The organism is Pseudohalocynthiibacter aestuariivivens (assembly GCF_018457175.1).
GTDB classification, from domain to species: Bacteria; Pseudomonadota; Alphaproteobacteria; order Rhodobacterales; family Rhodobacteraceae; genus Pseudohalocynthiibacter; species Pseudohalocynthiibacter aestuariivivens.
Genome location: NZ_JAGFNU010000001.1, coordinates 562,458 through 586,910, shown reverse-complemented (window position 1 = coordinate 586,910; position 24,453 = coordinate 562,458). Strand labels below are relative to the sequence as shown.

Annotated in this window: 26 protein-coding genes; 4 read left to right on the top strand and 22 right to left on the bottom strand. The window is 51.8% G+C overall.

Annotated features, from left to right (window positions below; genetic code table 11):
• Window positions 1-42: 42 nt before the first annotated feature.
• Window positions 43-2,448: a ligase-associated DNA damage response DEXH box helicase gene (locus J4E70_RS02925; RefSeq protein ID WP_213887772.1), complete on the top strand. Its 2,406-nt coding sequence runs from the start codon at window positions 43-45 to the stop codon at window positions 2,446-2,448.
• A gap of 41 nt (window positions 2,449-2,489) precedes the next feature.
• Window positions 2,490-3,155 carry a ligase-associated DNA damage response endonuclease PdeM gene (gene pdeM, locus J4E70_RS02920; RefSeq protein WP_213887554.1) on the top strand — a complete coding sequence of 222 codons (666 nt, stop codon included), beginning with the start codon at window positions 2,490-2,492 and terminating at the stop codon, window positions 3,153-3,155.
• Here the strand turns inward: pdeM and J4E70_RS02915 are convergent.
• Entirely contained in the window at window positions 3,152-3,826 is a 675-nt protein-coding gene (locus tag J4E70_RS02915; protein WP_213887553.1) for a LytTR family DNA-binding domain-containing protein, read from the bottom strand. The genes pdeM and J4E70_RS02915 overlap by 4 nt on opposite strands.
• A 192-nt stretch (window positions 3,827-4,018) precedes the next feature.
• Between J4E70_RS02915 and J4E70_RS02910 the strand changes: the two genes are divergently transcribed.
• Complete coding sequence (locus tag J4E70_RS02910) at window positions 4,019-4,456, top strand: PaaI family thioesterase (RefSeq protein WP_213887552.1); 438 nt, start codon at window positions 4,019-4,021, stop codon at window positions 4,454-4,456.
• Window positions 4,457-4,544: 88 nt separating this feature from the next.
• On the opposite strand, the gene folD is transcribed toward J4E70_RS02910, so the two are convergent.
• The 17 genes from folD to ruvC all read right to left on the bottom strand — a co-directional run bounded on the left by folD (window position 4,545) and on the right by ruvC (window position 20,124).
• Window positions 4,545-5,438 carry a bifunctional methylenetetrahydrofolate dehydrogenase/methenyltetrahydrofolate cyclohydrolase FolD gene (folD, locus tag J4E70_RS02905; protein WP_213887551.1) on the bottom strand — a complete coding sequence of 298 codons (894 nt, stop codon included), beginning with the start codon at window positions 5,436-5,438 and terminating at the stop codon, window positions 4,545-4,547.
• A gap of 10 nt (window positions 5,439-5,448) precedes the next feature.
• Window positions 5,449-5,757: a chorismate mutase gene (locus J4E70_RS02900; RefSeq protein ID WP_213887550.1), complete on the bottom strand. Its 309-nt coding sequence runs from the start codon at window positions 5,755-5,757 to the stop codon at window positions 5,449-5,451.
• 66 nt (window positions 5,758-5,823) lie between these two features.
• Window positions 5,824-7,500 carry a formate--tetrahydrofolate ligase gene (locus J4E70_RS02895; protein ID WP_213887549.1) on the bottom strand — a complete coding sequence of 559 codons (1,677 nt, stop codon included), beginning with the start codon at window positions 7,498-7,500 and terminating at the stop codon, window positions 5,824-5,826.
• A gap of 167 nt (window positions 7,501-7,667) precedes the next feature.
• A complete protein-coding gene (locus J4E70_RS02890) occupies window positions 7,668-8,255 on the bottom strand; it encodes an MOSC domain-containing protein (protein ID WP_213887548.1) in 588 nt (195 codons plus the stop codon).
• Window positions 8,256-8,395: 140 nt separating this feature from the next.
• The gene (ftsH, locus tag J4E70_RS02885) at window positions 8,396-10,312 is read right to left on the bottom strand and encodes an ATP-dependent zinc metalloprotease FtsH (RefSeq protein ID WP_213887547.1); all 1,917 of its coding nucleotides are present in this window, start codon (window positions 10,310-10,312) and stop codon (window positions 8,396-8,398) included.
• Between the two features lie 79 nt (window positions 10,313-10,391).
• A complete protein-coding gene (gene tilS / locus J4E70_RS02880; RefSeq protein ID WP_247077026.1) occupies window positions 10,392-11,645 on the bottom strand; it encodes a tRNA lysidine(34) synthetase TilS in 1,254 nt (417 codons plus the stop codon).
• Entirely contained in the window at window positions 11,642-12,463 is an 822-nt protein-coding gene (gene ybgF / locus J4E70_RS02875) for a tol-pal system protein YbgF (RefSeq protein ID WP_213887546.1), read from the bottom strand. The genes tilS and ybgF overlap by 4 nt, the downstream gene beginning before the upstream one ends.
• A gap of 11 nt (window positions 12,464-12,474) precedes the next feature.
• Window positions 12,475-12,987 carry a peptidoglycan-associated lipoprotein Pal gene (gene pal / locus J4E70_RS02870; protein WP_213887545.1) on the bottom strand — a complete coding sequence of 171 codons (513 nt, stop codon included), beginning with the start codon at window positions 12,985-12,987 and terminating at the stop codon, window positions 12,475-12,477.
• A 75-nt stretch (window positions 12,988-13,062) separates the two neighbouring features.
• Window positions 13,063-14,406, bottom strand: a complete 1,344-nt coding sequence (gene tolB, locus J4E70_RS02865; RefSeq protein ID WP_213887544.1) for a Tol-Pal system beta propeller repeat protein TolB — start codon at window positions 14,404-14,406, stop codon at window positions 13,063-13,065.
• On the bottom strand, window positions 14,403-15,518 hold the full coding sequence (locus J4E70_RS02860; protein WP_213887543.1) for an energy transducer TonB: 1,116 nt from the start codon (window positions 15,516-15,518) through the stop codon (window positions 14,403-14,405). Before J4E70_RS02860 ends, tolB begins: the two co-directional genes overlap by 4 nt.
• A gap of 9 nt (window positions 15,519-15,527) precedes the next feature.
• Window positions 15,528-15,998, bottom strand: a complete 471-nt coding sequence (tolR, locus tag J4E70_RS02855; RefSeq protein WP_213887542.1) for a protein TolR — start codon at window positions 15,996-15,998, stop codon at window positions 15,528-15,530.
• A gap of 1 nt (window position 15,999) precedes the next feature.
• Window positions 16,000-16,695, bottom strand: a complete 696-nt coding sequence (tolQ, locus tag J4E70_RS02850; RefSeq protein WP_213887541.1) for a protein TolQ — start codon at window positions 16,693-16,695, stop codon at window positions 16,000-16,002.
• Between the two features lie 109 nt (window positions 16,696-16,804).
• Window positions 16,805-17,197: a tol-pal system-associated acyl-CoA thioesterase gene (gene ybgC, locus J4E70_RS02845; RefSeq protein ID WP_213887540.1), complete on the bottom strand. Its 393-nt coding sequence runs from the start codon at window positions 17,195-17,197 to the stop codon at window positions 16,805-16,807.
• On the bottom strand, window positions 17,194-17,823 hold the full coding sequence (locus J4E70_RS02840; RefSeq protein ID WP_246531571.1) for a DUF2927 domain-containing protein: 630 nt from the start codon (window positions 17,821-17,823) through the stop codon (window positions 17,194-17,196). The genes ybgC and J4E70_RS02840 overlap by 4 nt, the downstream gene beginning before the upstream one ends.
• Before the next feature lie 71 nt (window positions 17,824-17,894).
• Window positions 17,895-18,926, bottom strand: a complete 1,032-nt coding sequence (gene ruvB / locus J4E70_RS02835) for a Holliday junction branch migration DNA helicase RuvB (protein ID WP_213887539.1) — start codon at window positions 18,924-18,926, stop codon at window positions 17,895-17,897.
• 3 nt (window positions 18,927-18,929) lie between these two features.
• Entirely contained in the window at window positions 18,930-19,601 is a 672-nt protein-coding gene (gene ruvA, locus J4E70_RS02830) for a Holliday junction branch migration protein RuvA (protein ID WP_213887538.1), read from the bottom strand.
• Window positions 19,602-19,614: 13 nt separating this feature from the next.
• Window positions 19,615-20,124, bottom strand: coding sequence for a crossover junction endodeoxyribonuclease RuvC (gene ruvC, locus J4E70_RS02825; RefSeq protein ID WP_213887537.1), 510 nt, complete (start codon window positions 20,122-20,124; stop codon window positions 19,615-19,617).
• A 325-nt stretch (window positions 20,125-20,449) separates the two neighbouring features.
• Between ruvC and J4E70_RS02820 the strand changes: the two genes are divergently transcribed.
• The gene (locus J4E70_RS02820; RefSeq protein WP_213887536.1) at window positions 20,450-20,662 is read left to right on the top strand and encodes a DUF1127 domain-containing protein; all 213 of its coding nucleotides are present in this window, start codon (window positions 20,450-20,452) and stop codon (window positions 20,660-20,662) included.
• Window positions 20,663-20,736: 74 nt separating this feature from the next.
• Here the strand turns inward: J4E70_RS02820 and J4E70_RS02815 are convergent, their stop codons facing one another.
• The 4 genes from J4E70_RS02815 to J4E70_RS02800 form a co-directional block, all read right to left on the bottom strand.
• Window positions 20,737-21,600: a YihY/virulence factor BrkB family protein gene (locus tag J4E70_RS02815; protein ID WP_343229439.1), complete on the bottom strand. Its 864-nt coding sequence runs from the start codon at window positions 21,598-21,600 to the stop codon at window positions 20,737-20,739.
• Window positions 21,601-21,800: 200 nt separating this feature from the next.
• Window positions 21,801-22,148: a hypothetical protein gene (locus J4E70_RS02810; RefSeq protein WP_213887534.1), complete on the bottom strand. Its 348-nt coding sequence runs from the start codon at window positions 22,146-22,148 to the stop codon at window positions 21,801-21,803.
• 103 nt (window positions 22,149-22,251) lie between these two features.
• Window positions 22,252-23,124, bottom strand: coding sequence for a 50S ribosomal protein L11 methyltransferase (locus J4E70_RS02805; RefSeq protein ID WP_213887533.1), 873 nt, complete (start codon window positions 23,122-23,124; stop codon window positions 22,252-22,254).
• Between the two features lie 63 nt (window positions 23,125-23,187).
• Window positions 23,188-24,417 carry an MFS transporter gene (locus J4E70_RS02800; protein WP_213887532.1) on the bottom strand — a complete coding sequence of 410 codons (1,230 nt, stop codon included), beginning with the start codon at window positions 24,415-24,417 and terminating at the stop codon, window positions 23,188-23,190.
• Window positions 24,418-24,453 lie beyond the last annotated feature (36 nt).

Below are 24,453 nucleotides of genomic sequence, written 5' to 3'. Positions count from 1 at the left end.
TAAAAGTTTTCGTCTCCGCTTCACTGTGATTACTCTGTGACAATGAGACGTTTGCCCCCTCTTTTTCAGGATTGGTATTCCAGCAAAGGTTGGTCTGTTCATCCGCATCAAATTGCGTTGTTAGAGCGGGCAGATGAGGCTGCGCTATTGCTCATTGCGCCCACTGGGTGCGGTAAAACTCTTGCAGGATTCCTACCAACATTGGTCGATTTATCGCCAAAATCGCACTCAGGCTTGCACACACTCTACATTTCACCGCTAAAGGCGCTGGCAGCCGACATCAGGCGGAACCTCTCTACTCCGATTTCTGAAATGTTTCTGCCAATCCGCGTTGAGGACCGAACGGGCGACACGCCTCAATCACGCAAGAAACGTCAACGCGCTGATCCGCCCCATATCTTGCTTACGACACCTGAAAGTCTTGCGTTGCTTTTATCGTACGAAGATGCGCCCCGCATTTTTTCGGGTCTCAAGCGTGTCGTGATCGACGAGATTCACGCACTTGCTGAAAGCAAACGCGGTGATCAACTCATGCTCGCGCTCAGCCGTCTGCAAGCTCTCTGTCCGGGCATGACGCGCGTGGGGTTGTCCGCGACCGTTGAGAGCCCGACATCCATTGCGCGTTATCTGGCTTGTGCACCAAAACAATGCAGCATCCTGCAAGCAGACCCCGGCCCGGACCCGGACATCCAGATGCTTGAAACTGAGGAAGAGCCTCCATGGTCAGGCGGAGGAGCGAAATACGCAATTCCTGCAGTTCTTCGCCAAATAAAACAACACAATACGACGCTGGTTTTTCATAACACCCGGGCACAGGCGGAAATCTTCTTTCATAATCTCTGGCTCGCAAATGACGAAGCGCTTCCTATCGGTATCCATCATGGATCCCTCGCCCGCGAGCAACGCGAAAAAGTTGAAGCAGCGATGGTGAGAGGTGACCTGCGTGCAATCGTCTGCACCGGAAGCCTCGATCTGGGAATAGATTGGGGGGATGTCGATCTGGTAGTTCAAATAGGCGCCCCCAAGAATGTGAAGCGTCTTGTTCAGCGTATTGGGCGCGCCAACCACAGGTACAATGCGCCGTCAAAGGCGCTTCTCGTTCCTGCAAACAGGTTTGAAGTTGTCGAATGTATCGCTGCACTTGAAGCGGTGCAGGCGCATGACCTTGATGGCGAGCCGCAAGGCCCCGGCCCGCGCGACGTCTTGTGCCAGCATATTCTAATCCGCGCGGCGGCTGGGCCATTTGAAGCCGAACGCCTTTATGAAGAAATCAAAACGGTTGGTGCCTACAGCTCGCTTAGCCGATCCAGTTTTGAAGATTGCCTGAATTTCTGCGCAACAGGCGGCTACGCGTTACGATCTTACGACCAATGGCAAAGGTTGCAAAAACGTCCAGATGGGTTGTGGCAATTACGCGACCCGCGTGCGACCCAGCGTATCCGTATGAACATAGGAACTATTCAAGACACCGATACACTTAAGGTCAGACTAAAGGGTAGCCGTGGTGGAAAACCTTTAGGCGAAATTGAAGAAAGTTTTGCCGCTGCCCTGACGCCAGGCGACACTTTTTTGATAGGCGGACAGATTGTCCGTTACGATTCACTGCGGGAAATGGTTGTCCAGGTCACACGTGATCGCGGTCGCAAACCCAAGATCGCTACATTTACCGGAACCAAATTTGCGACTTCAACTCAACTATCTGCCCGTATACTTGCGATGTTCCGTCAGGAAGACTGGCCACAACTGCCACAACATACGGCTGAGTGGCTTAAACTACAGCGCAAGGTTTCGAAACTGCCCGAAGCTAATAGGCTGCTTGTTGAAACATTCCCCCATGACAATAGACAACACCTGTGCGTTTACGGTTTTTCCGGGCGAAATGCGCAACAGACCCTGGGCTTGTTGCTTACACAGCGAATGGAAGCAGAGGGATTGAACCCATTAGGGTTTGTGGCAACCGACTACGCGACGCTTATCTGGGGGCTTGATCTGGTTGCAAACCCCACACCACTTTTCACTCTCAAAAACCTTCGTGGCGGTTTGGAAAACTGGCTTGCGGGTAATGCTGTTATGAAACGCACGTTTAAAGGCGTCGCTACGATCGCCGGTCTGATAGATCGCAACATGCCAGGTGCGCGCAAATCTGGCCGGCAAGCAACGTTTTCCTCAGACATTCTTTACGACACGCTGCGCAAATATGATCCTGATCATCTCATGCTCAAAATCACGCGGGAAGAAGCCTTGAGAGGTTTGGTCGATTTTCGTCGCATCGAAGAAATGTTATCTCGAACAGCTGGTCAAATCGATCATGTTGCACTTGACCGAGTAACACCTCTGGCTGCACCCCTTCTGCTGGAAATCGGAAAAGTTCCAATCAAAGGCGCTGCCGAAGACCGCCTGCTTGCAGAAGAGACCAAAGCCCTGATGCGTGAAGCGGGTCTAACCTAAAAGCTTGCAAAGTTTCTGAAAATGCGCATTTTGAACAAATCATGAACACTTATACTTTCACGCTTGCAGGCGCAAAATTGGTGGCACTTCCGTCAGGTGCATTGTGGTGGCCGGACGAAGCATTGCTTTGCGTTTCAGACTTGCATCTGGGAAAGTCAGAAAGGATCGCGCGAAATGGCGGGGCTCTTTTACCGCCCTATGAAACGCGCGATACACTGTTCAGGCTTGATGCGGATATTCGCGAAACTACCCCAAGGACTGTGGTTTGCCTGGGAGATAGCTTTGACGATCTTGATGCAGCAAACGCGCTAACGGAAGAACAAACGCTCTGGATTACGAGGCTGATGGCAGGGCGTCGGTGGATCTGGATCGAAGGAAACCACGATCCGGGCCCGATTGACTTTGGCGGTATGCATCTTGCCGAATTACACACCCCACCCTTGTACTTTCGCCATATTGCGCGTTTTGGAACGAGCGCAGAAGTTTCTGGACATTTTCACCCAAAAGCAAGTGTTTCTCGCCGGGGTCACCGGCTGACGCGCCCATGTTTCTTGCTTGATAGCGACCGGGTTATTTTACCAGCCTACGGAACGTATACTGGGGGGTTGCACAGCGACCATGAAGCATTAAACAAACTTATGCGTGCAGAGGCCCTAGCTATTCTTCTGGCCAAGCCGCCACATCCTATCCCCATGCCACGTTCCTAAAGTAAACCGGCGGCTTCGACGTTGTGCCGGTATTTCCTGCTCACCGGTACCTTTACGCCATCGTTCATAATAACGAATGGGCGACCTTTCTCCATGACGACGTCTGCGATCGCCCTGCGCGCGACCCAATGTGATCTGTGAATGCAAAACCCTTCAACACCTTCAACTTCGTCAGCTGCATCCCGAAACCGCATCAACAATGAATGCATGCCTTTATCGGTGTACACATCGACATAGTGATCCCGCACAGTAATGCGGATCAACGGGCCTTGCATGTCTGTTGGCAGGCGCTGAATCAACCTGGATTCAGTCGAATCGGATGCTGGTTTGGCTGCATTCAAATAATCTAACTTTTGCGTCCCCATACAAAGTGCTGCCGCCGTCAAAACAATTGTTCCAATTGGTAAATCTGTCCCAAATGGCGATGGATTTAACGCGCAAGCGACAATTGTGGTTGGAGTGAACAGAAGAACAAACAAAGTGGTCGCAGCGACAGCTGACATTGTAAACGACAGGTCAGGCCACAAATGTTTGACCCCAATTTTTACTCCCTCGCTAAAAATCAGAGCTGTACCGATCAGGCTCGCCCAATAAAGGCTTCGCGACAACAAGCTGGTTTCCAAGTAGGTTCCAAATGGTCCGGTGACCGCCGCAATCAAAGACAAAAGCATCCAGACCGCTAGGCAATTCCGGGCAAAAACTGCGCTCTTTAATGACCAAAAATATGACTTCATACTCAAACCAAAAAACTAGATATCGCCTAATACGTATATAAATCATATCCTTAGAGCAACCCATTGCAATCTTTGGGTCCGATAACGAAAATCAATCGCCTATTCCGAGCAATTAAGGACCTTCAACCAATGCAGTTCGAACCAAAAGCCAGAGATTTCAAAGCCCGTGTGCGAGCAAGTTTTGCTGCTCAGGGAATGATGAACACGCTTCAAGCAAAGCTCGAAAAGGTAGACGCAGGTCAATGCAAAATTACCGCGCCAATTATACCCAAAACCGGACAACAACACGGATTTGCCCATGCTGGATTAAGTTTTTCAATTGGGGACAGCGCCGCTGGCTATGCAGCGCTATCACTAATGGACAGCCTTAGCGAAGTTGTGACCGCCGAAATCAAAATAAACCTCATCGCACCCGCAAAGGGGGATCATCTGGAAGCTATTGGTAAGGTCATTCGTCCAGGCAATCGCCTGTTCACGGTGCAAAGTGATGTTTATGCGATTGATGGTTCGATCCGCACTCATATTGCGATCTTGCTTGGGACGATGGTCGCTGTAAGAACAGCCTAACCGAAACCGGACTAGCAATTTGCACCAATAAACACTCTGCCAGTGTTCCAAAACAACACGAGCAAAGTAACACTAAAACTTTTTCAGTTTATGCTGTCAGCCCTTCTGGTTCCATCAGACCGTTTGCACGGCAACAAGCCGTTAGAGTATTCGCCAGCAAGCAAGCAATTGTCATCGGCCCGACACCACCCGGAACTGGCGTGATCGCCCCCGCAACCTTGGAGACCGACTCAAAGTCAACATCACCCACCAGTTTGGTTTTGCCATCTTCCTTTTCGATGCGGTTAATACCCACATCAATTACTGTCGCGCCTTCACGAATCCAGTCGCCCGGCACCATTTCTGGCCGGCCAACCGCTGCGACTACTATGTCGGCCCGACGTACAACCTCTGGCAAATCTTTCGTGCGGCTGTGAGCGATCGTAACTGTGCAGCTATCACCCAACAGTAGTTGCGCCATTGGTTTGCCAACAATATTGGACCGCCCGATAACAACCGCGTTCAGACCGGACAAAGAGCCATGATAGTCGCGCAGCATCATCAAACACCCAAGCGGCGTACAGGGCACCATCGATCTTTGACCGGTCCCCAGCAAACCAACATTGGAGATATGAAAACCGTCAACATCTTTCGCGGGATCGATAGAATTGATCACCAGGTCTTCGTTCAAATGTTTTGGCAGCGGAAGCTGAACCAAAATTCCGTGAATTGACGCATCATTATTCAATTGGTCAATCAATGCGAGCAGATCGGCCTCGGAGGTTTCTGCGTCAAGCTTATGCTCAACCGATTTCATACCGACCTCGACGGTTTGTTTACCTTTTGAGCGCACATAAACCTGGCTCGCCGGGTCTTCGCCTACCAGAACAACCGCCAAACCGGGGGTAATCCCGTCTTCTTCTTTTATGCGCGTTACGTGGCTTTTGACCTTTTCGCGCACAGTGGCTGCAAAGGCTTTACCGTCGATGATTTTGGCAGACATTCAGTTCTCCTTAGTCGGCGGGCACGCTTGGGCCCAGTATCTTTTCCTCACGCGAAATCGACCAGTCGATCAACTTACGCCAAAGTTCCTCAGCCAGGTCCGGATCAAGGCCTCTGCCTCCGGCGCACCGCCTGACGTTGGTCACAACTTCTTCTACCCGACTTCCTATTCGCGCAGGCAGCCCATCGCCGGTTTTAAGCACCGCCGCCCGGTCAATATAGGCGGCGCGTTGTGCTAACAAATCAATCAGGTTCTGGTCTAGTGCATCAATGGCCAAACGTAGCTCAGCCATTGTTTTACAGTCTTGTGGGGCACGCATTCGATCTTATCACTTTATTTAGTTTTCCGATCTCTAATAGCGTGCCCTTCCAATTTGTGAAACGCCTTAGAACAGGCCTTCAATCTGATTATCTGCGTTCAGCATGATTGCTTCCGCCGATGGTACACGCGGCAGACCAGGCATCGTCATAATCTCACCACAAATAACCACAACAAAACCAGCACCAGCAGACAGCCTGACTTCGCGAACAGGCACCGAGTGGCCAGTAGGTGCACCGCGCAAGGTTGGATCCGTCGAGAAACTATACTGGGTTTTCGCCATACAGATCGGAAGGTTGCCATAGCCCTGATCTTCCCAATCTTTCAATTGGTTGCGAATTTTCTGGTCCGCAAGAACATCATCCGCACGGTAGATACGTTTTGCGATGGTTTCGATTTTCTCCATCAGCGGCATGTCGTCCGGGTAGATGGGTGCAAAGCTAACCATATCTGCATCCGCAATTTCGGCAACACGCTTTGCCAAATTCTCTGAACCTTCCGACCCAAGCTCCCAATGCCGTGAAAGAATCGCTTCGGAGCCATGGTTGGTAACATAGGCTTTGATCGCTTCAACCTCAGCATCGGTGTCTGTGACAAAGTGGTTGATCGCAACCACAACTGGCACACCAAAGCTTTTAAGGTTTTCGATGTGACGGCCAAGGTTTGCGCAGCCATCTTTCACTGCATTGACGTTCTCTGCACCGAGGTCAGCTTTCAGAACTCCACCGTTCATCTTCATCGCGCGCACAGTTGCCACAAGAACAACAACTGACGGCGCGATTCCTGCTTTACGGCATTTGATGTTCATAAATTTCTCAGCACCTAAGTCAGCACCAAAGCCTGCTTCGGTCACGACGTAGTCTGCCAATTTCAAAGCTGTTTTAGTTGCGATAACCGAGTTACAGCCATGCGCGATATTAGCGAATGGTCCACCGTGTACAAAGGCAGGGTTGTTTTCAAGAGTCTGCACCAGATTAGGTTGCATCGCATCCTTCAGCAAAACGGTCATTGCGCCGTCTGCCTTAATGTCACGACAGTAGACCGGACTCCTGTCACGACGGTAGGCAACAATGATATCACCAAGTCGTTTTTGCAGGTCTTCCAGATTATTTGAAAGACAAAGTATTGCCATGACTTCAGAAGCCACTGTGATATCGAAACCCGCTTCGCGAGGGAAACCGTTGGAAACACCACCAAGGCTTGCCGTGATCTGGCGAAGTGCGCGATCGTTCATGTCGACAACACGGCGCCACGCGACACGGCGGGTGTCAATCTCAAGGCTGTTACCCCAATAGATGTGGTTGTCAATCATCGCGCTGAGCAAGTTATGTGCGCTGGTGATGGCATGAAAGTCACCTGTGAAATGCAGGTTCATGTCTTCCATCGGAATAACCTGAGCGTATCCACCGCCGGCGGCCCCACCTTTCATACCGAAACATGGGCCAAGCGACGCTTCGCGGATACAAATAGCTGCTTTTTTACCAATCCGGTTCAGACCATCACCCAAACCAACAGTGGTTGTGGTTTTACCCTCGCCAGCTGGGGTTGGGTTAATCGCCGTAACAAGGATCAGTTTGCCCGTTTTGTTATTCTGAACAGAGTCAATAAATTCCTGGCTGAGTTTGGCCTTGTCGTGACCGTAAGGCAGCAGATGATCTGAACCAATTCCAAGCTTCGCGCCGATTTCTTGAATCGGGCGTTTGGATGCCTCGCGTGCAATTTCAATATCCGTCTTATAGCTCATGGGTCCCCCCTAAATTCCAATGAAGCAGCCGCAGGCCACTTGTCTACACCTGCATACCGAGCCTTGACGAAAGGGATAGGCGCATTTCCGACATATCCGACACCGGAATCGTCGGAGCCGCTTTTGCAGTGTCTCTTATTGGAAACAACGCGGGGCGAATTACCTTTTCAGGAAGTGTCACCCTGCCAGGCTGGCTGATCTGGAATGTGCAGCGTGAGCTTGTCTCCGACGCATAGTCTGCCTTCGCGTTCTACCCAGGCTGTTACCCCCCGTCTTGCTTTAGCGGCAGTTCTGAAAAGTCCGCCTGCATCAGGGTGCACGTTCTCAATTACTTTGACAGGCAGGTGGCAAGGGCCATTTTCCAAGTCAATCGTAATTGATGTCCCGTTTTCTGCAATCAATCGTGAAGACGGCGGCACATGTGTAAAATTGGGAACTCCGCTAATTATCATGGAAGCCCCAATCAATGTTGGGTCCAGTTTGCCTATCATCATTTCCGCGGCAACTACATCAAGTTCCTCTGCTGAGAGAATGGATAGCTGTCTCGTATTTTTGATTTCCGTGCCCACTGGATATTGCGCACTCACCAGCGAACACGATGGTCGTGTCAGCCCCGAATGAGATTCGCCGCGAAATCCCGAGAATTGTGCAATCACCTCCTGTTGTGGCTCTGAGACAATGCTTTGTTCGCGGTCAGGCACCAAGCCAAGCCAAGTAATCTCAGCAACAATATCAGTCTTTGAAAGCCCCGCCATTATTTGCGCTCCGTTATCTTCTTCGATGTAATTTTTCACAACGTCGCGCGCTAGGATCAGGGGTTCAACTAAATTTTAATTAAATTTGACCATAAAAAAACACCGCAAACTAAGTTGCGGTGTTTTTATTGGCACTGATTTTAAATCGTTGGCTCTGGCTCCATCCCGCCGCCCGCCTTTGGTTTTGGCTTCGTTTTCGGAATAGCCGTAACGCTCGGGGCACTGCCTTGATCCGGCGTGTCATCGGTGTCACTTTCGTCATGCGGCGTCTCACCACGAATGACCCGCTGAATTTCTTCGCCTGTCAGCGTCTCATACTCGAGCAAACCCTGCCCCAGGCGTTCAAACTCTTCGTTCTTGTCTTTCAGAATTTTAAGCGCCGTTGCATAACCTTCGTCGATCATTCTTTTGACTTCTTCTTCGATCAACTCTTTTGTAGCAGCCGAAATCGAGAAGCCACCGGCGCCATTGCCCATGTAACCTTCATGGGCCATCTGATAATCAATATTGCCGACTTTGTCGGACATGCCCCAACGAAGCACCATGGCCCGTGCCAAAGCGGACGCTTGCTGAATATCGCCAGCAGGACCGTTTGAAACTTCGTCTTCGCCGTATTTAACAATTTCGGCCGCTTTACCAGCCATGGTCATGGCCAGCTTTTGCTCACATTCGCTTCGATGCCAATTCAGACGGTCAATTTCTGGTAGTGATACAACCATACCCAAGGCGCCACCACGCGGAATGATTGTGGCTTTATAAACAGGGTCGCATTTTGGCAGAGAGATACCAACAATGGCGTGTCCGGCCTCGTGATAAGCCGTTTTTTCCTTTTGCTCTGCAGTCAGAACCATAGAGCGGCGCTCCGGTCCCATCATAACCTTATCTTTGGCGTCTTCAAAATCTTCCATGACCACAAATCGACGCCCCTTGCGCGCAGCCATCAGTGCGGCCTCGTTCACAAGGTTGGCAAGATCGGCACCGGAAAAGCCAGGTGTTCCGCGCCCGATAATGCGCAAATCAACGTCCGGCCCCAGAGGGGTTTTTCGCGCATGTACGGCCAGAATTTTTTCGCGGCCTTTGATATCTGGATTAGGCACATCAACCTGACGGTCAAAACGACCTGGTCGCAGCAACGCAGGGTCAAGTACATCTTTACGGTTGGTTGCAGCAACGATGATCACACCTTCGTTCGCTTCGAACCCGTCCATCTCGACCAGCAATTGGTTCAATGTTTGCTCGCGCTCGTCGTTACCACCGCCGTAGCCTGCGCCACGGCTTCGGCCAACGGCGTCAATCTCGTCAATAAAAACGATGCAGGGCGCGTTTTTCTTGGCCTGTTCAAACATGTCCCGAACCCGGCTTGCGCCGACACCGACAAACATTTCGACGAAGTCAGAACCCGAGATAGAGAAGAATGGCACACCAGCTTCGCCAGCAATCGCACGCGCAAGCAGCGTTTTACCAGTTCCTGGAGGCCCAACCAAAAGCGCACCTTTCGGGATTTGCCCACCAAGACGGCTGAATTTCTGCGGGTTGCGCAGGAACTCGACGATCTCTTCCAGCTCTTCTTTGGCTTCATCAATCCCGGCGACGTCATCAAAAGTAACGCGCCCTTGCCGCTCCGTCAGCATTTTTGCCCGCGACTTGCCAAAGCCCATCGCGCCGCCTTTACCACCGCCTTGCATCCGGTTCATGAAGAATATCCAAACACCGATCAGCAAAATAAAGGGCAGGAAGGTAATCAGTAGCGAAGTGAAGCCAGATTGTTCCTGCTGCTCTGCATTTATTGTGATCCCTTTAGAGATCAGCAATTCTGTGATCTCAGCGTCTTCAGGTTTAATTGTGACATAGCTCTCGCCATTATTGCCCCTGAACATCACGCGTTCACCGTCAAGCACGACACTCGAAACATCACCGCCATCAACAGAAGTCACAAAATCAGAGTAGCTCACCGTCTGGTTTTGCAACGCCGATCGACCGCCACTGAACAAATTGAATAAGGCCAGGATCAGTAAAAACAAAACGACCCAGAAAGCGATGTTTCTCGCATTGCCCAAGGGGAATCTCCTCGAATTCTTTCAGCCACTCATATTTTTGGTGGCAACGTAGCTAAAATAGAGGTCAGAGCAACGATCTTCAATGCGATATAATCGACTTAAAGAAATGTTCTTCCCCCAGCACCAGTTCTACCCGCCATTCAGACGACAAATCAGCAAGCGGAGCGGCGACCAGCGCTTGCCCTTCCCAGACAGCAGGTGAGGCCAAAAGCGACGTGCGCGGCATGCTGGTTTCACGCCAGCCCGACACGCTATTCAGGCCATTCTCACCTAGGAGGCGTACCGTCAAGTTTATGTTTTTATTACCTTTAATGCACCAACGACCGTCCCAAACTTCATCAATTTCTGCAACCTCATTCCGCACCGCCTGAGCTTCTCTGTGAATGCGAAGGGCTTGCTTTTCAGGGCGCAAGATACAGCCATGCAACGTTACTTGCTCACCCGCAAAAACTTTTGCTGATAAATCCGTCAAGGCCGGGCCCCGCGGACCATATTCCGCCGATGAAACCCATTTGACCGCATGTGAAAGCAATCTGCGACGGATTTCCGGAGATTGCGCTTGCAGTTTGTCCAAATCATAAATCACATCCCCATGTTCAATCCGTGCTAGATCGCGCGCTGCTCGTAAGGTCTGGGCTTCCAAGGCCTTGCGCGCTTGTGACAGTCGTCCGGTTACCGCGCTCAGCAATTCAACATCGATTCCGAGGGGCTGCAATGCCGCCAGCACTTTGCGTGCCTTTATCCTGTCAAATCGCGTATCTTCGTTGGATGGATCATCAATCCAATCAAGGTCTCTAACTGTAAGATAATTTCGCAGCTGTTGCCGCGTTGCCGCCAGAAAGGGGCGCGACCAGGTAATGCCGTCTGCCTTTCGCTGGGGCACCATGCCTGACAACCCATCCACACCAGCACCACGTGCCAAACGCATCAGAAAGGTTTCCGCCTGATCATCTGCTGTGTGTGCCAAAAGCACCGTCGAGACCCCGACTCTTTGAGCCCAATCTGTTATCAATGAGTATCTTGCACGGCGCGCCTGATCCTGAAGGTTCCCGGTGCCGTCCCAGCAAGCCCAAGTTAAAACATCGTGGTGAACGCCGATTTGGGTACAGACATCTGCGACAAATTGCGCTTCCTTGGCTGACGCGGCTCTTAGCCCGTGGTCAACTGTCACCGCATACAAGGTTATCCCTGCACATTTTGCAAACTGTGCTGCTACGTGAAGCAGGGCAATTGAATCTCCACCACCGGAAACGGCCACTCCCAGAGAGACTCCACCAGTTTCGTTCAATGATGAACTTAGTAGTTCAAAAAGTTGAGCGCTATCGGTCGTCACAAACAGCCCAGGCTAAGCATAGAAGATCTTGCATCCAAAGTTACGTCCGCGTCGGGAAAACGTACCTCGACTTGTTCTAACATTTGGCACGCCTCCGTCATCTGCCCTAAAGCGGCAAGGCTTGTGCCAACTTTGAAAAGAGCATTCGGTGCCTGAGGCCCGGTCGGTGCAGAGCTGAAGCTGTCAAGATATGCGCGTGCAGCCGGTCTTGTGTCACCAAGTTGTTCTAGCGCCTCACCCCGCAAAAAATGCGCTTCCGCGCTTAACGGACCCCCGGGATACGTTTCTGTAAAGGCGGCAAAGGCGTCAGCAGCGGCCTGAAAATCACCGTCAGCCATCGCAGCCTGTGCATTGTCGAAATCAGCCTGTTCACCAACAGCCAACTCGGTGCCACCCGTAGCGGGAAGGGCGACTGCTGGCACAGTTACTGAACCAACGCCGCCGAGGGTTGTGGTTTCGCCCAACTGGCTGATGTCGCAATCTGCTTCCAGTTCACATAGACGGAACTCCAGGTCCCCAATTCTGTTGCTTCCATCGGAAACGACGCTATCGACCCGGAACTGTAACTGTTCTGTTTTTGAAGTGAGTCGCTGCAATTCTTGCTCTATTGCGTCAACGCGTTCTAACGGACTATTGCCGCCCACAGAGGTGGTCGGCGCGCCTGTCGTTGACAGCTCTCGTTTCAAACGCTGAACTTCAACATAAAGCACAGACAATTCCTGACGAATATCGGCCAAAGTCTGATCCTGAGCCGTCACAGTTGTTGCCCAGGGAAGGGCTAGCACCGAAACAGTGATTAACGCAAAGAGTCGGGTCATTTCACGCTCCGTCAGCTGCCAAGGCCGCCTGCTGAGATCACTGTAACAGCACGACGATTGCGCTCGTAACAGGACTCATTCGAACACACTTCAATTGGGCGCTCTTTACCAAAGGAAACAACACTCAGACGGTTCGGGGCGACACCCCGTGATATCAAGTATTCCTGAACCGCATTCGCACGCCGTGCACCCAGCGCAAGGTTATACTCTCGTGTGCCCTGCTCGTCAGCGTGACCTTCGATCAAGGCATCATATTCCGGGTTTTCTGCCAACCAGCCAGCCTGACCCGCCAATGTTGCACGAGCCCCGTCGCTAAGCGTGCTCTGATCGACTGCGAACAGAACTCTGTCTCCAATTGTCTGCTGGAAATATGCTGGAGAAATTGGATTTGATGGGTCGTTCAACCCGCCAGCAGCACCATTTGCGCCCGCACCACCATAACCCCCGCCTAAACGGCTGGGGTCGGTACAAGCGGCAAGCGTCAATGCCGCAACCACGAGAACTGCTTTTGATAAATGTTTCATGAGGATTGCCCCTTGTTATATCTCTGCTCTGTTTTATTCACTATATCACTCTGCGTACCCTTTGGAAACGTATCCTTAGGGCAAGAGCGGCGACCACGAAGGATCAGAAGCCGCAGTGTTTGTGTTTACACGTCTCAGGTTACGGCCGGAAACATCAACGGAGTAAAGCGCAGGTGCACCACCTGCACCCGATGTCTCCCGCATGAACATGATGACACGACCATTTGGTGACCAGCTTGGCCCTTCGTCCAGGAAGGAAGCCGTCAGCAAACGTTCTTCGCTCCCATCGGTACGCATGACTCCAATGTGGAACCGACCCTGATTTTGCTTTGTAAAAGCAATCATATCCCCGCGCGGTGACCAGACAGGTGTTCCATAACGCCCAGTCCCAAAACTGATCCGGCGTGGCTCGCCGCCATTTGCAGGCATCGTATATAATTGTTGAGTTCCGCTGCGGTCGCTCTCAAATACAATTTGTCTGCCATCAGGCGAAAAGCTGGGTGCGGTCTCGATAGATGGGGCAGATGTCAGGCGTGTACGTTCGCCGCTTTGCAGGTTCAGTTTGTAGATATCGGTGTTACCACCCGTCGAAAGTGAATATACGACAGTATTCCCATCCGGCCCAAACCGAGGTGCAAAGCTCATCGCACCTTGCTGATCGTCTAGCGCACGCCGTGAAACATTCCCGACATTCATAACAAAAATACGTGGGAATCCAGATTCGTAAGACGTGTAAAGAATACGATCACCCGTTGGCGAAAATCTGGGAGCCAGAACCAAAGAAGAACTGTCCGTTAAAAACTGAGGATTTGCACCGTCATAGTCCATAATCGCCAACCGTTTGCGACGATCGCTTTTCGGCCCTGTCTCGGATACAAACACCACGCGGCTGTCAAAGTAAGGACCCTCGCCGGTGATACGGGAATAGACCGTATCAGCAACTTTGTGGGCCAACCTACGCCAACTTGTCGTTGTACCGCCAAGCTGCAATCCGCCACCCATTTCGCTGCCCGCGAAAACGTCGAAGAGACGGAATTTAACGGTAACGCGACCACCGGCCGTCACATTGACTGAACCTGTGATCAGAGCTTGCGCATTGATCGCACGCCAGTCTGCATATTGCACAGGGCTGTCAAAGCTCGTGATGTTAGAAATAAATGCGTCGCTTCCGATCCGACGGAACAGCCCGGTTCCGGAAAGATCAGAGGCAACAACCTCGGCAATCTGTCGCGCCATATCATTTGCTGCACGGTTCTCGGCCACAAAATCGGGAACAGCAAAGGGCAAAGGTTCGATAACTCCTTCGGTGATTTCAATCCGAAGCGGACCAGTGCGCTCTTGCGCCTGTAAGGTGAAGGCCACGGCGTTTATTGCCAGCGCCATGACCAAAACGGAGGTCAGTCGTTTTAATAGCGTCATCTGGTCCTCATTCTCTCCGGGTTGAAGGTAATTTCAATATCCCGCCAACTATCATATTTGTCAGTCGGCAAATTATAGCCACGCGTGCCACAGCGTATGATTGCGCGGCGCGCGGCGCTAAAGGCGATCTGTGTGGCAGAGTCATTCGGTCCGTCGGAATCGATCAGCCGGATTGTTGCCGCCTGAGGTTTGCCATCCCGGCTCATCTCTACTCCGACAACAACCGTAGTACGCATTGCTTCTGTCGAGGAAGACCCAAGACTCCAGCAGGACCCAACGGCAAGACGCAGCGCATCCTTCTCACCTCTCGTCAATGGAGGTCCTGAAGGTACTGAAGCAGCTGGCGTGGGTGCGCGCTCAGAGGTATTCGCTTCGTTCAAAGCAGTCTCGATGGAGGTATCAAGCGATGCGGGTTCTTCTGTCGTCTCCGCTACGCGCACAGGGCGTTCAGGGCGCGATGCAGGGCGGGGTGAAGACAGCGGCGCGGAAGACGGAGGTTCCGTTGTTTCCGGCACAATTTCGGTTGTCGCTTTTTCAGGAGCAGTTGCAACTTGCTCTTCCTGCACCTGCTCCGCCGGGACATCAGGCTCGGTTGCGTCCTGAACGGAATCGGCAATCTCAACATCCGGTTCCGGCTGCGCCGCTGGTGTAGGTGCAACACGCTCGGAATCTCTCGGAGTCGGGCGTTGCGATAGATTCGGGAGCAAGGTCGCTACATTCTCTGTTGTGGGAGTTGATGGCGTGATCGGAACATCAGGCTCAACTTCAACCTCTGGCAAAGGTGTAATTTCTGATAGATCTGGCGAAACATCGGCATCGGGTGGTGTTTCAGGTTCTGCAACTTCGGCTGTTTCCTGAGGTGCCTCACTTGCAGGCAAAATCGGGGCATCAGTTTCAGGTTCTTGTTGCGGCGCCTGCGGTGCAGTCACATCCAAAACAGGGCTGGGGACCTCAACAGGCTGGTTCAGCGCGGCAAACTCTTCGGAACTAACAATCGACACTTCAGCGACCTCGAACTCGTTGTCATCAATATCGTCAAACATTCCTCCGAAGAGGGTCAAGACGATTGCAATCAAATGCAATGCACCAGAGATATAAGTGCCCTTGTTCACGGCGCAGCCTTAGCCGCCCTGCCCTGTCAGATCGGGCCCGCCCGTATCTGTTACAAGACCGATACTGTTAAAACCGCCCGCATTCAGCGCGCCCATGACTTGCACAACCTGTTCATAGGGGATTGACCCGTCGGCTCGCAAAAACACCTTATTATCAGTGCGCTCTGATGCAATTGCCCGCAATTTTGGAATCAATTCATCCCGGTTTGTTTCTGTTGTCTGGATTATAGTGCGACCGTCTGCCGTGAGCGTGATCGTCAGTGGCTCTTCCTGCTCGCTAGGTAACGCGCTTGCGGCAGTTTCAGGCAGTTGCACCGGCACACCAACCGTAAGCAAAGGTGCCGCCACCATAAAAATGATGAGCAGAACAAGCATCACGTCGACAAAGGGTGTCACGTTAATCTCTGACATTGCGTGACTCTTGCCACGCCCGCCGCGGCGTCTGCGCCCTTTGTCTTTCTGTATAACACCTGCGACCATATCAGCTATCCAACTGTCGGCTAAGGATGGTTGCAAACTCGTCAGCGAAAGCCTCGTAGCCGCTGATGATACGATCACTGTCTGCGGATAGTTTGTTATAGAAAATCACCGCCGGGATCGCTGCAACAAGCCCTAGGCCAGTTGCCATCAGCGCCTCTGCAATACCCGGCGCAACAACCGCCAGGTTTGTATTTTGCTGCTGCGCGATCTCGATAAAGGCATTCATGATGCCCCAGACGGTACCAAACAATCCGACAAAGGGTGCCGTGGATCCAACAGTCGCCAAAAAGTTTAAACCCTTGTTCAGCTCTTCCGCCTCTTTGGCAATTGCGACGTCCATAGACCGGTCAATCCGTGCTTGCGCGCCTGCAATTAGAACGCCGTCCTGTCGGTGGCTGCGCCGCCATTCCATCATACCTGCCGCAAATATTTTTTCTGACGCGCCAGATGGTTGCGCGCCTATCCGGTCAAACAGCTCATCAAGCGGGTCCCCTGACCAAAAGGCGCGATCAAACACCGACGCTTCAGAACGCGCGTTGCGATAACTGATAAGTTTCTGAAAAATGTTTGCCCAGGCCCAGAATGATGCAGCAATCAACATCAGGACAACAAGCTTCACAATCAGGGTTGCACGTGCAAATAGCGCCCACATGGAGAAATCAATCTCCTGCGCCGCACCAAGGATTTCGGTTTCCATATGCCTGCTCTTTTGTTTTGGCTGCCTTTTGACAGCTCTGATTAAACGCGAATCTAGCCCAGATTCACGGGGAATGCCATCAATTGTGCGTCAGTACTGTTTTTTTCGTCTATTCAGCCATTACTAGGCGAATATTTGCCGGAAGGCGCGCGGCCCGACCATCTTCTTTCAGTGCGATAAGTGTAACACTCGCACTGAATAGTAAGGTCTCATCACGTTTAACATCCTGCTTCAGCACCAGCCTCGCACCGGAAACCGACAGAACCGCGGTTTCGACGTCAAGTTGATCATCAAACTTTGCAGGGCTGAGATAGTCTGCTTCAACGCGCCGCACTGCGAAAACCAATCCGTCTTGTTCTTTTAGAACCGTTTGATCAATACCCAGTTCGCGAACAAATTCTGACCGCGCTCGTTCGATAAATTTCAGATAGTTGGCGTAGTAAACGATACCTGCGAGATCCGTATCCTCATAATACACGCGAAGCCTGAATTGATGGATCATCCCGTCCCTCCCAACCTTGCAAATAAACGCAATGCGTGGCTTGGGTCCCGATCTGCCAACGGCATCACCGGGTCAAAAGCCGCACGAATTATACCAGCAATTTCCGGTCGCAGGATCGTTGCGCCCTCACCCGGCAGCACTGCCAAGGGTGACTGCTCTGCAAAGGCAACATCCGACCACAGCAAAATCGCCTGTACCGCCAGGCTAAGCGCAATCGTTTCGGCTGGTAACACTGCCATAGCATTATCCATCCTCACAAAACTGAAACACGCCTGAATAGCGCCAGCTTCGTCAAAGCGAAACGCCCGGTATTGTGTCGCTTTTGCCGCCTGCAACCGCTCTACGACAGCAGCCAGATCCGGAATCAGCTGGTCGATATTCGATGTCTCGACCAGCTCAGCCCAGTCCTGAACAAAAAACACCATCAGATTTGCGCCCAGCTCCGGGTCGGTTTCGGCCATCTTGTGGTTCGCCAGCGTTACAACTGCTTCGATCGCACCCTTCAAAACCGACAACGTCGCATCATCAACACCAAAAACAATTGGGACAATTGGGCGGCCCCAACGGGCGAAAACGTAAGAACCATCAGCCCGTGTAAAGAGCGCCTCAACCTGATCAGGTGTCAAAATGTTCCCTTACCTTTTTCCACAAATATCCCCGCCGGAGGCATAAAATCTCTTTTTATAAAAGACCAGCCTCAACCATCGCCGAAAAGATCGACCTGCCCCGCAGGTTTTGGCGCGGACATTCCCAAATGGCTCCAGGCTTTCTGAGCAAGCATGCGACCGCGCGGAGTGCGCTGGATCAGACCCTGTTGCAGTAAGAACGGCTCAATCACTTCTTCAAGCGCGTCACGGCTTTCCGACAAAGCCGCTGACAGGGTCTCCACGCCCACCGGACCGCCCATGTAGTTCTCAGCGATCAAGCTAAGATATCGCCTATCTGCTCCATCAAGCCCGAGATGATCAACGCCAAGCCGTGAAAGCGCGTTGTCGGCGATTGCCCGGGTCAATTTGCCATTCCCTTCGACAACAGCAAAATCCACCACGCGGCGCAGCAACCTTCCCGCGATCCGCGGTGTTCCGCGCGCGCGCCGCGCAATTTCGCGAATACCGTCTGTTTCTGCGGGAATACCCATCAATCTCGCGCCGCGACTAACGATTTCATGCAATTCATCCACCGAATAAAACTGCAGGCGGATCGGGATACCGAAACGGTCCCTTAGCGGTGTTGTTAGCAGACCCAGCCGCGTGGTCGCGCCCACCAGTGTAAAAGGCTGCAATTCAATCCGCACAGTACGTGCTGCCGGGCCTTCACCAATCACCAGATCAAGTTCAAAATCTTCGAGTGCGGGGTAAAGGATTTCCTCAACCACGGGGCTGAGACGATGAATTTCGTCGATGAACAAAACATCACGCGGCTCTAGGTTTGTCAGGATTGCTGCCAGGTCACCTGCTTTGGCTAATACAGGGCCAGAGGTCATGCGAAAATTCACGCCCAATTCGCGCGACATGATCTGCGCAAGCGTGGTTTTACCAAGGCCCGGGGGGCCATGAAACAACGCATGATCCATCGCTTCACCGCGCTGGCGCGCACTTTCGATAAAAATCTTGAGGTTCGCCCGTGCCTCTGCCTGCCCGATAAATTCATCAAGAACCTGAGGGCGCAAAGCGCGGTCAGCATCGCCAGGGCGTTGTTCAGGGCGTAATGTGGGGTCTGGTTCGCTCATGTCTTACCCCTTCGGCGCCAAAAGTTTTAATGCAGAACGGATCAATTCCGCTGTATCGGCATCCGGGTTCGCCCCGGCCGCTTCTGCCACCGCTCCCGCCGCTTCGCCGGGGCCGTACCCCAGGTTTCCAAGCGCCGATAACGCATCGGACTGATGTGCGGCTTTGCTTGGCGTTGAAACAGGTGGTTGCTGCAACACAGCATGTGGAGTGTCGATAACGTCGACTGTTTCTTCACTTACCGCGGCGGCCAATGTTCCGCCCATCGCCATCAGTGATGGGGCTTTCTCTTTCAACTCATTCACGACGCGCTGCGCAATTTTGGGACCAACGCCCTGCGCCGCCTTAACTGCATTCCAGTCACCCAGCGCAATTGCGCGGCTCACACCTTCTGCTCCCAAAGTTCCCAGAATAGCCATCGAGGCTTTGGCTCCAATCCCCTGAACGCTCATTAACAACCGGTGCCACTCTTTCTCCAACAAAGTGGTAAAGCCAAACAATTGCAGCAAATCCTCGCGAACAATCAGATCAGTATAAAGCGCGACCGCTTCGCCAGCTGCAGGCAACCCTGCAAGCGTTCTGTCGGAGACATAGACAATATAACCAACGCCCCGCACATCGATCAGCAGGTGATCACTGCCGCGATAGTCGATGCGTCCTGAAATTTTTCCAATCATGTAACGCACCCCGTCATCGGCTTGCCCGCTTCAAAGCTATATCCAGTTGATTTGCGGACCGGCTGTAATGCGCGTGACACATGGCGATTGCCAAAGCATCGGCAGCATCCGGCCCCGCAATTTCAACACCGGGCAATTGCAACCGTACCATATGATCGATTTGCCGTTTGTCAGCATGACCAACACCGACAATGGTTTTCTTGACCTTGTTTGGCGCGTATTCACCAATGCTCAACCCGGCTCTTGCTGGAACCAACATCGCGATACCGCGCGCCTGCCCCAGCTTAAGTGTTCCGGCACCATCCTTATTCACGAAAGTCTGTTCGACCGCAGCACTGGTTGGCGCATATTTTTTCAAGACGGCCGTAAGCTGGTCAAAGAGACTCAGCAATCGTTGCGCCAGATCCTCGTCAGCAGAAGAATGACAAATTCCGTTTGCAACATGGCTGAGTCGGCTTCCAGACACGTCGATTACACCCCAACCGAGGTTTCTGAGCCCAGGGTCAATCCCTAAAACACGCATCCTGCCACCTCAAACCTGTTTCTTTTTTGACGCAGTAGCACGAAACGCGAACATTTGCCAATCTCAAAGGCAAAAAAGCTCTAGTGCTAAACGATAGTGGAAATCTGCCCTTTGTGGCCCAAATTCGTCATCGTGAATTCTAAAAGCGACGTTTTCGCCAACCATGTTTTTCCTTTATCTAACAGCCTATTACCACTAATTTAAGCTATGCAAGAATTGCAGAGGTGGTATGCAATTTTCCTGCTTGTTCGCATCAAAAACGAGGCTTAGTTGGCGAATTAGAAGAACACACGTTATGCCTATTTTGTTTATAAGGACTCGTACAATGGCAGCTTACGAAAACACCCGCGTACTGGCAGGAAGCCAAGCTTTCGGCAGCCTGTCCAATTTTGCTCATTCAATCACTAGCGCCTTTGCTACGTGGAACGACAAACGTACGACACGTAACTCCCTTAGCAAACTAAGCGATCGCGAACTAGAAGATATCGGCCTGTCACGCAGCGTTATCGAAGATGTAGTTTCGCGCCACACCCTCTAAGCAAAACTAATCCTAGATCATTAAAAGGTCGTGTCTGCAAAGACGCGGCCTTTTTCGTTTCCGTGCGCTAGTTTCTACGTCTTCTCTCGCTCCGGTGCGTGTAGCTCGAGTGCCGAGTTTAGGGCCCCTCCAAGCAAGATCACATAGGCAGATATGTAAAACCAAATCAGAAGCGCAATCGCCGCACCAATGGAACCGTAGACTTGGTTATATGCAGAAAAGTTTTGCAGATAGAGCGAGAATGCAGCAGAGGCAATTGCCCAGACTATAACAGCAACAAGAGCACCGGGTGAAGCGAAGGCAAGTCCTGTCCGCCGACGATTTGGACCAAAACGGTAAACAATCCCTAAACCGAAGACGACAACAAGAAGTGACACAATCCAGCGCGTCCCGTTCAACACTGTTTCGGACCAACCGCCAAGCGGAACAAACGCCAAAACAACAGGCGTTACAACAACACTGACCATCGCTACCATAACCATTCCGACAAGAGCAAATGTAACAAGAACCGCCGCGATCAGGCGACCCAATCCACTTCTTTGGCGTTCACGATATGTAACATTCAAACCCCGAATCAAAGCTGCAACACCAGCACGGGCCGCCCAAAACGCCGCGAGGGTCGAAACGGCGGTTGTCCAACCAAGCGTACTGTCATTCGCGGCAATCAACGCCGTCACCTGACCATCAAGCAGTTCAAACGCCGGGCTTGGAATGATCTCAGCCAAAAGTTCCATCTGCGTGTTTATTATGATCGGGTCAGCGAAAAAGCCCCACAACGCAATTATCGCGGCTACACCGGGAAATATCGCAAGCATCCCATAGAACGCAACACCGGCCGCTGTAAGGCTCAGGTTGGTTTCATCCATTGAACGCCAAACTTCGAACAATGCACGAGAAAGATGATTCCAATCATATCTTGTCTTGGATTTAATATTCACGATACCTAAACCGATTTCTGTCCTTCAATTGGGACTACTCACAACAATCGGTATTATGAAGGGGATATCAAGAAACAATAATTGAGTCAGAAGTTAATACTTCTGACTCAGACGTTAAATCTAAAAATTGAGGCTAGGACTTGGGAACCCTGCCTGGAAAAAGGAGCTGCGCGAAGAAGCACTGTGCGCAATTCTAAAGATCAGTAAACGAGACGCGAAATCTCGTTCGCGAACCAAATTGTTACGCTATCTGCCTGCATGAGAAATGCACCGGCCTGTTCAACAATCGTACCTTGGTTCAACTTATCAACCCGTTCGCCATAAGTGATGGGTCCAAGGTTTGCATACAGAAACCCTTTGAACAGAAGAAACAGCACGACAGTTAAGGCAAACCCCTTCCAAGGGAGGTTTGGCGCGCGCCGACGCGGATGGGCAACGATCAGCCCATCTTGATTTATCGACGTCACGTATCCGTTCGCCATCTTCTTATGACGGCGCACGATACGACGATTTCGTTCTTCAAAGCTATTCAGATGTAAATCCGCCATCTTAGCCTCCGAAATTCGGCCCCCACCGAATTGATCCAATTATCAGGCGAAATACGGCGAAAATGTGGCAATAAGGGCTATTTAAAGGCGTTTATTGAAAAATTTAGTGATTTCTTAGCATTGTAAGAGTCGTCCATTCAACAATCTCTTCTTTTGATGCAAGATTGAAACTATTTCGTGTATAAACCTCAACCACTTCATCGGCTTGTTCGTTAAGAATACCAGAAAGAACAGCATACCCGCCGGGTTTTATGTACGCCGCCATATCCGGCGCTAAACCAATCAGCGGCGCTTTCAGAATATTCGCAAAGACAAAATCGAAGGGTGCCGCGCTTGTCAGGCTTGGATGATCAAATCCAGCGGCTTCCAAACAGACGATACGATTTTCCAGCCCATTCGCTTTGACGTTCGCAACGGCGACGTCAACGGCAACCTGATCAATGTCGCTGACCAGTACCAGATTTGGCCAGACAGAGGCTGCTGCCATTCCCAATACTGCTGTTCCGCAGCCTATGTCAGCTACGCTTTTTCCTACGAACCCCTGCTCCACCAACCTGTCGAGCGCCCGAAGGCACCCCAATGTTGTGCCGTGGTGCCCGGTTCCAAACGCCATTGCCGCTTCGATCAACAAAGCAACGGAACCTTCCGGCACGCTGTCCGCGTCATGGCTCCCATAGACAAAAAACCGGCCCGCCTCGACTGGTGCAAGTTCGCGTTTCACATGGGCAACCCAGTCAGTTTCTGGCAATTCAGAAATCGCAAAAGGTTTTGCATCAAATGCAGTCGCCAACAATGCGAGGCCCGCCTGATCCGGTGCTTCGATGAAATATCCGCCAACTTCCCAAAGGCCGGAGCCGTCCTCGACCTCGCTTACGCCGACACCCGTTGGTTCAGGATCAAGCCGTTCCATTGCCTCGCCCAGCGCTTCTGCCGCAGTAAATCCTAGCAATGTTGTCAGGGCGGTATAGGTGGGCATCAAACATCCTTCCGAGTTTTCAGCGCGGATACCTTCGGGATGCCTACGCGTCAACCGAACTCTCTACTCCGCCGGTGCAGGCAAGCCGCGACTAAAGATTGTTTCGTAACCCGGCTCAGGGTGGCGCGGAATCAAAAGCGCCAGTAAGAGCGAACCGCAGGCGATACCAGAAGCCAACAAAAAAACGGCTGTTGGCGAGACAACCCATAGAAGACCCAGAAACACAGGCAGCCCAACGGCAGCTATATGGTTGATCGTAAATGCAACCGCGGCAGTTGGTGCAATATCGGCCGGATCCGCGATTTTCTGAAAATAGGTTTTCAGCGCCAGAGCAAGAGCAAAAAACAAGTGATCGATAATGTATAAAGTAGCCGCGACCAGAACGCCCCAACCAAACATGTAAATTCCGCCGTAGGCCAGAAACACGATTATCAGTCCGGTGTATTCAAAAATCAAAGCACGACGTTCGCCCCAATATGCAACGGCCTTGCCCATCATCGGTGCGAAAATCATGTTGGCGACCAGATTGATCAGGAACAGTGCCGTTACTTCGTGAACAGCAAAGCCAAACCGCTCGACCATCATGAAGCCGGCGAACACGACAAAAATCTGCCGCCGGGCACCGGCAAAGAAATTCAGCGCATAATATAGCCAATAGCGTTTACGCAGAATGATCTTGCGCTGCTGCACAGTTCGCCCTTCAAACTGAGGGTACGCAAAGAAACAGATAACGGCGATCAAAGCCGTGAAGCCACCCGAAACAAGATAGACAAAATTGTAAGATAGATCGAATTGCTTCCAGCTTATGACTATCAAGACATAGGCAACCAACGTAGCCGCCGACCCCGCCGCCGTGATCCAGCCTAATGTCTGGGGCGCACGCGCCTTTTCGATCCACTGCAATTGCAGTGATTGATTTACCGTCTCGTAGTAGTGGAAACCAATCGAACTTAACATTGTTATCGTCAGGATGCCGCCCATCGTGGGAAACCACGCTGTCACAGCTGTTGCGCACCCAAGCATCGCCAGAGCAACAATTCCCAACACCTGTTCCCGCATGAATAAAAGAACAGCAATCACTCCAACCGCCAGGAACCCTGGAATTTCGCGCACCGTGTGCAGCAAGCCAATATCCGCTCCGTCAAACCGCGCCACTTCAATAACAAAGTTATTCAACAGCGCGCTCCAAGTCGAAAACGCAACTGGCATTGCCGCCGACAGAATGAACAACAACGTTACGGGCCTGCGCCAAAGAGGAAGCGTATGCGCATCAGAGACAGAGACATTTTTCATGCCATTGCCCCTACGCCTGTTTTAAGACAAGGAAAA